The 10,866-nt window shown below is 37.1% G+C and carries 6 protein-coding genes; all 6 read left to right on the top strand.

What is annotated here, in order from left to right:
* The first annotated feature begins 68 nt into the window (after nucleotides 1-68).
* The 6 genes from porU to ABIQ27_RS05070 all read left to right on the top strand — a co-directional run bounded on the left by porU (nucleotide 69) and on the right by ABIQ27_RS05070 (nucleotide 10,475).
* Nucleotides 69-3,932 (top strand): type IX secretion system sortase PorU, encoded by a 3,864-nt coding sequence (porU, locus tag ABIQ27_RS05045; RefSeq protein ID WP_348032642.1) that lies wholly within the window; start codon nucleotides 69-71, stop codon nucleotides 3,930-3,932.
* Between the two features lie 37 nt (nucleotides 3,933-3,969).
* Nucleotides 3,970-5,166, top strand: coding sequence for a type IX secretion system outer membrane channel protein PorV (porV, locus tag ABIQ27_RS05050; RefSeq protein WP_348032644.1), 1,197 nt, complete (start codon nucleotides 3,970-3,972; stop codon nucleotides 5,164-5,166).
* Nucleotides 5,167-5,238: 72 nt separating this feature from the next.
* A complete protein-coding gene (cdd, locus tag ABIQ27_RS05055) occupies nucleotides 5,239-5,721 on the top strand; it encodes a cytidine deaminase (RefSeq protein ID WP_348032647.1) in 483 nt (160 codons plus the stop codon).
* Nucleotides 5,722-5,860: 139 nt separating this feature from the next.
* Nucleotides 5,861-6,862, top strand: coding sequence for a pyruvate dehydrogenase (acetyl-transferring) E1 component subunit alpha (gene pdhA, locus ABIQ27_RS05060; protein WP_348032649.1), 1,002 nt, complete (start codon nucleotides 5,861-5,863; stop codon nucleotides 6,860-6,862).
* Between the two features lie 2 nt (nucleotides 6,863-6,864).
* On the top strand, nucleotides 6,865-8,526 hold the full coding sequence (locus ABIQ27_RS05065; RefSeq protein ID WP_348032651.1) for a 2-oxo acid dehydrogenase subunit E2: 1,662 nt from the start codon (nucleotides 6,865-6,867) through the stop codon (nucleotides 8,524-8,526).
* Nucleotides 8,527-8,627: 101 nt separating this feature from the next.
* Entirely contained in the window at nucleotides 8,628-10,475 is a 1,848-nt protein-coding gene (locus ABIQ27_RS05070; protein WP_348032653.1) for a leukotriene A4 hydrolase C-terminal domain-containing protein, read from the top strand.
* The last annotated feature ends 391 nt before the right edge of the window (nucleotides 10,476-10,866 follow it).

The following is a 10,866-nucleotide window of genomic DNA, read 5'->3' on the forward strand; positions in this document are numbered from 1 at the left end:
TTGTCTCAAAAAAAAAATTTTTTTGTTTTTTTATACTAATTTTCGAAAAAACACGTTTACTGTATACTATGAAAAGGATTATTATTATTTGCTTACTGTTTTTGAGCACATTCTTAGCTATTGCTCAAGAACAGGGAAACGTTTCATTGAATTGGACAGACAAAAAAGAGCTGTCTTTTGGTAGCTTTTCATTTATGGTGCCTCAGTTTGATGCTCAAAATTATGAGTTTAATGTTTACTCGAAAACCGTATCCTATGCTTTGACAATACCTCTTAATAATAAGGTTGATGAGAACGCAATTCAAATAACAAATCTGGTTTTTGAGCCTATTTTACAAAATCAGCTTGGCGATATTGCCATAAAAAACATTCCTTCCAGTTTTAAATCATCATTCAAAAGTTCCAATGCAAGGGAAAAATACTATGGCAAAATCATTCTGACACCTATAGTTAAAGAAGGTAACACTTTTAAAAAATTAATTTCATTTAGCTATACGATTCAACAAAACGCAACAAAGACACAAGTTGCAGTTAACAACGTAACTGCTATTGAAAACTCTGTTTTAAGTACGGGAAATTGGTATCGGTTTTATGTTGAAAAATCAGGTGTGTACAAAATCTCTAAAAGTTTTCTTCAGAGTTTAGGGCTTGACACTAATGTAGATCCAAGAAAAATAAAAATATATGGCAATGGCGGAAGAATGTTACCACTGTTGAATTCTGATGATTATCCAATGGATTTAACCGAAAATGCTATTCAACTTGTTGGTGAAAGTGATGGCGTTTTTGATAGTCAGGAATTTATTCTTTTTTATGCTGAAGGTACGGATACATGGAATGACGACTACAAAAGCAACTTAAATATTTATAGTAATAAATCCTATTATTATGTAACCGCACAAGGTGGTGATGGAAAGCGAATTGCAGACATGACACAGCCAACAGGAAGTGCAACAACAATAATAACCACTTTTGACGATCATCAGTTTCATGAAGTTGATGAAGTCAATATTGAAAAATTAGGAAGAGTTTGGTTTGGCGAGAGTTTTAGTGTCGACAACGAGCAGGAATTCAAATTCAAATTTCCAAATATTGTAAGTTCATCGCCAATAGAAATTATAACGCATGTTGCTGCTGTAACTTCTACTCTTAATACTTTTAAAATAGAAGCCAACACCCAATTAGTTGGCAATATTCCTCTCGATCCCGGAAGCAGTAGCGATGCTTTAATTATAGAAAGCAATTTAACCGGAACTTCCACTGTTTCATCTGAAGATGTGACCATCAAAGTAACTTATACCAATGGCGGCGTGCCGAGTTCAAGAGGCTATTTAGATTACATTAATATCAAAGCGAAGAGAAATCTTCAGGCATTTGGAAAACAGTTTCTATTTCAATTTGACCAGGCAGGTTCACTACCAAACGTCGGCGAATACCAACTTTCTAATGCTTCGTCGATCTCACAAGTTTGGGATGTCACCGATATGTTTAATGTAACCAAAGTGGAGAATGCATCTTTAAGCACTATTGCTTTTAAAGCCCTTTTGGGAGAAGTTCGGAAATATGTTGCCATTGACAATTCTGATTATTATTTTCCATCAAAAGATTCTAAATCAAAGGTGGATAACCAAAATTTAAAAGGAACAGTTTTTAACAATGCACTTGGGGTATGGCAGAAAATTGACTACTTAATAATTACACCTAAATTTTTAAATGCACAAGCCGAAAAATTAGCTGCTTTTCACAGAAGTTATTCCAATCTGAATGTGAAAGTGGTGAATTTAGAAAACATTTATCCTGAATTCTCATCCGGAAAACAAGACATCGGCGCAATCAGAAATTTTGTGAAATATGTTTTTTTCAATGCCCCGGTTGGCGAACGGGTAAAATACTTAAACATTTTCGGAGACGCTTCTTATGATTTTAAAGACCGAATTGCAAACAATACTAATATTGTACCTATATATCAAGCGATAAATAGTTACACAGATTCTCAGGTCTCATTTGCTTCAGATGATTTTTTTGGTATGATGGATGGTGATGAAGGCAGATTAGATAATGCTATTACCACCACAAATGGAGAGACCTATTTTCCTTATCCGGTATTAGGCGGAATCGACATTGCCGTTGGAAGAATGATTGTCAGCACTACGCAACAGGCCGATGAAATGGTAAACAAAGTAATTGAATACCATGACTTGAAATCTTATGGCAGCTGGAGAACCAATTATGTTGCCATTGCCGATGATGCTGACGTTGGTGGTGACGCATCTTTACAATTTAAGCAAAACAGGCTTACTGATGTAATAGTTGCCCAAAAACCATTTATCAATTACAAAAAAATATTGTTAGATTCCTATGAGCAGGAAACTTCAGCAGGTGGAAAAAGATATCCAAAGGCAAGGGAAGAAATTTTTGCTGCTTTTGAAAAAGGAGCATTAGTATTCAATTATTTAGGTCATGGTGGTGAGGATGGCTTATCCGGAGAACGTATTTGGGAAAAATCGGATGGGCAAAACCTGAGCAATCGATACAAATACCCATTATTCATAACAATTACCTGTGACTTTTCAAGATTTGATAATCCGTATCGTCCTACTGCAGGCGAATATACTTATTGGAATCCGAGAGGTGGCGCTATATCAATGATAACGACTGTCCGCTCCATAGATAAAGGAAATGCAGAAACATTTAACGACACACTTGCCATACATTTATTTTCATATGGAAGTGATAATTACACAAGTATTGCGGAATCACTTCGTATCGCTAAAAATACTATTCCAACTACAGCCAGCAACGTTGTTTTTTATTTGGGTGATCCCGCTCTGATGTTAGCTATTCCAAGACCAAGAGTGGTTTTGACTAAAGTTAACGATATGCCTATTACCGGACCAATTGATGATTTTCAATCGTTAGCATTTGTCAAATTAACCGGAGAAGTTTTAGATGAAAACAACAATCCATTGCCTACTTATAGCGGTGAATTATCGGTCAATATTTTTGATAAGAATGTAACCCGAACGACACTCAACAATGATTTAAACAGTCCTCCGATGAGTTTTATAAATTTAGGAGAGACCATTTTTAGAGGAAATGCTTCAGTATTAGGTGGTCATTTCGAATTCGGTTTTGTGGTTCCCCGAGATATCAGAATTCCGGTTGGCAACGGAAGGATTAGTTTTTATTCCAAACGAAATCAGGTTCGATTAGACAAATACGGACAAAATACGGATATAAAAATCGGTGGAATCAACACAAGTGCTGTAGCCGATAATACTGGTCCAACGGTAAAACTATATATGAATGAAGAAACATTTGTGAATGGCGGCATTACAAATGAATCTCCGTTTTTCTTAGCGATACTCGAAGACGAGCACGGAATAAACACGGCAAGTGGAATTGGACATGATATTGTTGGCATTCTCGATGGAGATGAAACAAATCCTTATATCATGAATGATTATTATCAAACCGAATTGGATGATTATACAAAAGGCCGGGTTTATTTCCCTTTTCGAAATTTAGCTGTCGGTTTGCATACAATCACATTTAAAGCCTGGGATGTCTACAACAATCCAATAACTGCTGAAATCCAATTTGTGGTTGTCGGAAACGAAAGCATTACTCTTGAACATGTGCTGAATTATCCAAATCCATTTGTCAGTTATACTGAATTTTGGTTTTCGCACAACAGACCATTTGAACCTTTAGATGTTCAGGTTCAGGTAATGACCATTACAGGCAAAATTGTTTGGACAAAAAATCAAACCGTAACGACAGATGGTTTTCTGTCAAGAGAAATAACATGGGATGGAAAAGATGATTTTGGAGATCGAATTGGAAAAGGCGTTTATGTCTATAAATTGACTGTAAAGTCCACTTTATCGAATAAAAAAGCAGAAAAAATAGAAAAACTTGTAATCCTTTAGGAAAATACTATATTTGTTAACTTTTATAAAATTGAAAATGAAAAAATTCGCAATACTGTTTTTATTAGCCTCATTGCAAAATATTAATGCGCAGCAAGATAGCCGGGTTATTACTACAGGTGTTCCATTTCTTTTAGTAGCAGCCGATGCCCGTTCGGCTGGTATGGGAGACCAAGGAGTTGCTACTGCTCCGGACGCTTTTTCACAACAATGGAATCCAGCAAAATATGCTTTCGCTATCGACAAACAAGGGTTCACAGCAAGTTATACTCCTTATTTAACTGATTTGGTTAATGATATTTCATTGGGTCAAGCCACTTATTATAATCGATTCGGTGCCGAAGGAAGAAGTGCTTTTGCAGTAAGTTTGCGTTACTTTGGTTTAGGTGAAATTGAATTACGTCAAAATGCTGAAGATCCGGCTCAAATTGTTAAGCCAAATGAATTAGCACTTGATGGATCTTATGCTTTAAAATTAAGCGAACGTTTTTCTATGGCTGTTGCCGGAAGATATATTCGTTCTGCTTTAAGAATTCCATCTGGCGAGTCTAGCGATTCAAAACCAGCAAGTACGTTTGCAGTTGACATCGCCGGTTATTATGTAGGTGAAGAAGCTGCTTTCTCAGATTTTAATGGTCGTTTACGTCTTGGTTTTAATTTCCAAAATATGGGACCAAAAATCAACTATGATGCTGGACAATCAGATGATAATAGTGCCAATTTCCTTCCAGCTAATATGAGACTTGGTGGTGGTTATGATTTTATTCTTGATGATTTCAATAAGGTATCTGTAAGTGTTGAGTTTGCAAAACTTTTAGTGCCAACGCCACAAAGTGCCGATTTAGATGGAGATGGATTAGTTTCAACTCCGGAAGAAATTGCATTAAGAGACCAAAACAATGCCGACTATAACAAAATCAACTGGGTTTCTGGAATGTTCTCTTCTTTTGGTGATGCACCTGGAGGATTTAGCGAAGAGCTTAAAGAGTTTACCTATTCTGTTGGTACAGAATATTTATACCAGGACTCATTTGCTTTCCGTTTAGGATATTTTCATGAAAGTCCAATAAAAGGAGCCAGAAAATTTTTCTCTCTTGGAGCCGGATTCAAATACAACGTTGTTAAAGTAGATGTATCGTATTTATTCTCTGCATCAAAAGTGAAAAACCCATTAGAAAACACACTTCGTTTCTCATTATCGTTTGCCTTTGGTGACAAATACGAAGATTATTAATATATAGTAAGTAATAAAAATAACATCCAAATTTCAAAAAAGAGATTTGGATTTTTTTTCCTCAATAGTTAAATGAAAAAAATAGAAATTAATACCTCGTTTACAGCATTCCAATCTGTTGAAGAACTTCCTCAGGATGTTCACTCATTGATGCAACAAGCCATAGAAGTTAGGAAAAATGCTTATGCTCCTTATTCAAAATTCAGAGTTGGAGCCGCACTACTTTTAGACAATGGAAAGGTTGTTTTAGGTTCCAACCAGGAAAACGCTGCTTATCCTTCCGGGCTTTGTGCCGAAAGAGTAGCTATTTTTCATTCGAATGCAATCTATCCCGATGCCCGAATAGTAAAAATGGCAATATCAGCAGCATCTGACACCAATAAAACTACGACTCCGATTCCACCATGTGGCGGCTGCAGACAATCCATTTCTGAATATGAATTCAAACAAAACGTACCAATAGAAATCTATTTTATGGGTGAAACTGGGGAAATTTATAAATCAGATTCGATTAAAAATTTATTACCGCTAACCTTCGACAAAAACTTCCTGTAAAAGGTAAAAATTACCCCTTTAAATTTTACTTCTAACGCGGAATGTTTTACTTTTGCCTTTCGCAAATTTGTGAGTGAGTGAACTATTTTGCGTTGAAATATAATTTACAACTTAATAACGCTTTAGCGAAAAGTAAAAAATGAAAGAAGTAACAAAAGAAGTTTATTTAAAGTGGTACGAAGACATGCTGCTTTGGAGAAAGTTTGAAGACAAACTTGCAGCACTTTATATTCAACAAAAAGTTAGAGGGTTTCTACACTTATACAATGGTCAGGAAGCCGTTTTAGCGGGTGCTTTGCACGCTATGAATTTAGGCGGAAAAGACAAAATGATTACGGCTTATCGTAATCACGTGCAGCCAATTGGAATGGGTGTTGATCCAAGAAGAGTAATGGCAGAATTACTTGGAAAAGTAACCGGAACCTCAAAAGGAATGGGTGGTTCAATGCACATCTTCTCAAAAGAACACGGATTTTATGGTGGTCATGGTATCGTTGGAGCGCAAATTCCAGTTGGTGCCGGTATGGCTTTCGCCGATAAATATTTCAACACTGGTGGTGTAACGCTTACCTATTTTGGTGATGGCGCGGCACGTCAGGGCTCATTACACGAAGCTTTCAATATGGCAATGTTATGGAAATTACCTGTAGTATTCATTTGTGAAAACAATGGCTACGCAATGGGAACTTCTGTTGAAAGAACTGCTAATCACACAGATATTTGGAAATTAGGCTTAGGCTACGAAATGCCATGCGGACCAGTAGACGGAATGAATCCTGTAAAAGTTGCTGAAGCGATGCATGAAGCTATGGAAAGAGCCCGTCGTGGCGACGGACCAACTTTCTTAGAAATGAAAACGTACAGATACAGAGGTCACTCTATGTCGGATGCGCAATTATACCGTTCGAAAGAAGAAGTAGAAGAATACAGAAAAATTGACCCAATCACACAAGTGCTGGATATCATCAAAGAAAACAACTATGCTTCTGATGCAGAAATTGAAATCATTGACGAAAGAATAAAAGATTTAGTAGAAGAATGTGTAACATTCGCCGAAGAGTCTGCTTTCCCGGAAGTACAACAATTGTATGATGTGGTTTACGAACAAGAAAATTATCCTTTCATCCCTCACAGACTATAATTATGGCAACTAAAATAACAATGCCCCGCTTGAGCGATACGATGACAGAAGGAACTGTTGCCACGTGGTTGAAAAAAGTAGGTGACACTATAAAAGAAGGTGATATCCTTGCGGAAATCGAAACCGATAAAGCGACGATGGAATTTGAATCATTCAATTCAGGAACTTTATTATACATTGGAATTAAAGAAGGCGAAACTGCACCAGTAGATTCTCTTTTAGCAATAATCGGAAAAGAAGGAGAAGATATTTCAGGAATGACTTCCGGAGATGCAACTGCAAAAACTGATGCTCCAGCTGAAGCAAAATCGGAAGCAAAAACCGCCGCTCCTGCAGAACCAAAAACAGAAGAAAAGAAAGAAGAAGCTCCAGCGGAAGCAAAATCAACTCCAGCATCTTTGCCAAAAGGAGTTGTAGTTGTAACGATGCCTCGTTTGAGCGATACAATGACTGAAGGAACTGTTGCAACATGGTTGAAAAAAGTTGGTGACGAAGTAAAAGAAGGCGATATCCTTGCTGAAATCGAAACCGATAAAGCCACAATGGAATTTGAATCTTTTAATTCAGGAACTTTATTGTTCATCGGAATTACTGAAGGACAATCTGCACCGGTTGACAGCGTTTTGGCAATCATCGGGCCTGCAGGTACTGATATTGCTGGTATTGCTGAAAATTATAAAAAAGGTGGCGATGCTCCAAAAGCAGCAACAGCAGATACAGCTTCAGCACCAGTTGCTGTTGCATCAAATACAACAGAAGAAAATTCATCAGATAGAATTTTTGCGTCTCCTTTGGCAAAACAAATTGCCAAGGATAAAGGAATTAATCTTTCTCAAATAAAAGGTTCAGGTGAAAAAGGCCGTATTACTAAAAGTGACGTCGAAAACTTTACACCATCTGCGGCTCAACCTGCTGCAGTTGCTGCGCCAAGTTCAACTGAAGCACAACCAGCGCCAGTGAGACCATTTATTCCGGCAGGAGAAAAGGATACTGAAGTTGTGAAAAATTCGCAAATGCGTAAAACCATTGCGATTCGTCTCTCGGAATCAATCTTCACAGCACCGCATTTCTATTTGACTGTAGAAATTGCAATGGATGAAGCGATGAAATCTCGTGCTGCAATTAATAACATTCCTGATACGAAAGTATCTTTCAACGATATGGTTATCAAAGCCTGCGCAATGGCATTGAAAAGACATCCAAAAGTAAATACACAATGGCAGGCTGATGCAATTATTATCAACCACCATGTGAATATTGGAGTTGCTGTAGCTGTTGAAGACGGATTGGTTGTTCCTGTATTACCATTCACAGACCAAATGAGTTTAACTCAAATTGGTGGAAACGTAAAAGACTTAGCCGGAAAAGCTAAAACTAAAAAACTACAGCCATCCGAAATGGAAGGAAGCACATTCACAGTTTCTAATTTAGGGATGTTTGGAATTCAATCATTCACTTCAATCATCAATCAGCCAAATTCGGCAATTTTATCTGTCGGTGCTATCGAGGAAAAACCGGTTGTTAGAAACGGTCAGATTGTAGTTGGAAACACGATGATGCTTACTTTAGCCTGCGATCACCGTACTGTTGACGGAGCTACAGGAGCACAATTCCTGCAAACACTTAGACAATATTTGGAAAATCCAGTAACGATGTTGGCATAACCATATTGTTATGCTGAGCCTGTCGAAGCACGTTTTTACATAATAAATCCCGTTTCGAAAGTTCAGAACGGGATTTTTAATTTACAATACATAAAAATGCAATGAGAAAATTAAGTTTACTGGTAGTTTTAATCACTTTCACCGCTTGTCAAAAAAAGGAGACAGCACCAAAACAAGAAATTGCAAAAGACCCACATTCATTTTCAAATCCGGCGGAAGCTGTTGTCAAACATTTGGATTTAGATATTAAAGTCGATTTCGATACTCAAACAATTTCGGGAAAAGCTTCGTGGCTAATTGATAATATCTCCAAAGGAAACGAAATCATCTTTGATGAAAACACTTTGAATATTACCAAAGTTACTTTGGGCGATGACGAAAAGGAAACCAAATTCGAACTCGGTGCAGCAGTTGAATTCCATGGAAAACCACTTCATATAACTATTGAACCAAATACAACAAAAGTCAACATTTATTATAACACAAGTAAAGAATCCGTTGCATTACAGTGGTTAAAACCAGAACAAACAGCTGATAAAAAGTACCCTTTTGTATTTTCGCAGGGAGAAAGCATTTGGTCACGTACCTGGATTCCATGTCAGGATTCACCTGGTGTTCGATTTACTTATAATGCTAAAGTTTCTGTGCCAAAAGATTTAATGGCCTTGATGAGCGCTGTTAATCCACAACAAAAAAACAATACCGGAGTTTATACTTTTAAACAGGAAAAAGCCATTCCATCTTATTTGATGGCAATCGCTGTGGGTGATGTCGAATTCAAATCTATCGATAACAGAACCGGAGTTTATGCTGAGCATTCTCAAATTGACAAATCTGTTTGGGAATTTGCAGAGTTAGGGAAAATGGTAAACGCCGCCGAAAAATTATTTGGGCCTTACCGTTGGGGTAGATATGATGTTATTGTGCTGCCGCCAAGTTTTCCTTTTGGCGGAATGGAAAATCCAAACTTAACCTTCCTTACTCCGACCGTCTTAGCTGGCGATCGTTCTTTAACCAGTTTGCTGGCACATGAATTGGGTCACAGCTGGAGCGGAAATCTGGTAACTAATGCTACTTGGGATGAAACCTGGCTTAATGAAGGTTTTACAACTTATGTAGAACACCGAATTGGAGAAGAAGTATTTGGAGTTGAAGAAGCCAAAATGCAGGATGTGTTAAGCCGGAAAGTATTAGAAAATAATTTGGCTGAACTCGGAAATGACAGCCCTGATACAAGATTAAAAGTAGACACTTCAGGAAGAAATCCAGATGAAGGGTTGAGTGACATTCCTTATGAAAAAGGATATGCATTTCTACAGACAATAGAAGCAGCTGTTGGTCGTAAAAAATTCGATGCCTTCATTACTAATTATTTCAATGATCATGCATTCCAATCTGTAACAACTGAGGAGTTTGTTTCCTATTTCAATAAAAATCTAATCAAAGGCGACAAGGCTTTAGCAGACAAAATAAAAGTAGACGACTGGATTTACAAACCCGGAATTCCGGCAAATATTATCACTCCGGTTTCTGAAGACTTCATCGCTATTGACTGCATTCAAAAAACGTGGAGAAAAACTGGCATTAAAGGATTGAGCCAAAAGATAAAATCAACAAATGAAAAACAGCATTTCATAGATTATCTGCCTAAAGATTTGACAATTCAGGAAATGACTGATATCGACAAAGAATTCAACTTTACTAATGGTGGGAATTTTGTCGTTCGCCGTCAATGGTTTATTATAGCAATACAGCATCAGTATAAATTGGCGCATCCTGCAATTGAAAAATTCTTGACTTCTTACAGCAGAACCTATTCATTAATGCCGCTTTATAAGGAAATGGTTAAAACACCGGAAGGAAAAGCCTGGGCCAAACAAATTTATGCCAAAGCAAAATCTGGCTATCATGCTACTACAGTCGTGGCTATTGAACCATTATTAAAATAAAATAGAAACTCCTCAATTGAGGAGTTTTTTTATGGCGTGCCTCTTCGGGTCGGGCTGTCCGTTATATCTTTTTACTGTTTGTTTCGTTAGGTTTTATAAAAAATTCTGTTTAAAACAGTAAAAAGGATGCCACTTCCATCCCTCACGCTTTCGATTAAACCTAACTCTCGTTTCAAAATCAAAAACGTTCTGTTTCCTTGTTATTAAACCAGCCTTATTGATTGTCCAAGAAGTCTAAAAATCTAAGCAGTCTAAAAATCAATATAAAACAAAAAAACCTATCCAAATAAATGAATAGGGTTTTCTAAAAAAAGATATGATATTAAGAGGAGGATTGCCGGTGGCAGTCAGGTACTTTTGCATACCTTATCATATTAAACAAAAAGTCCCT

Origin of the sequence: Flavobacterium sp. (assembly GCF_039916025.1) — a bacterium.
Classification (GTDB): Bacteria; Bacteroidota; Bacteroidia; order Flavobacteriales; family Flavobacteriaceae; genus Flavobacterium.

Bases quoted from the DNA above. Each gene is read 5' to 3' on its own strand.
- pdhA (WP_348032649.1), top strand. From the start codon at position 5,861: ATGAAAGAAGTAACAAAAGAAGTTTATTTAAAGTGGTACGAAGACATG.
- porV (WP_348032644.1), top strand. From the start codon at position 3,970: ATGAAAAAATTCGCAATACTGTTTTTATTAGCCTCATTGCAAAATATT.
- ABIQ27_RS05065 (WP_348032651.1), top strand. From the start codon at position 6,865: ATGGCAACTAAAATAACAATGCCCCGCTTGAGCGATACGATGACAGAA.
- cdd (WP_348032647.1), top strand. From the start codon at position 5,239: ATGAAAAAAATAGAAATTAATACCTCGTTTACAGCATTCCAATCTGTT.
- ABIQ27_RS05070 (WP_348032653.1), top strand. From the start codon at position 8,628: ATGAGAAAATTAAGTTTACTGGTAGTTTTAATCACTTTCACCGCTTGT.
- porU (WP_348032642.1), top strand. From the start codon at position 69: ATGAAAAGGATTATTATTATTTGCTTACTGTTTTTGAGCACATTCTTA.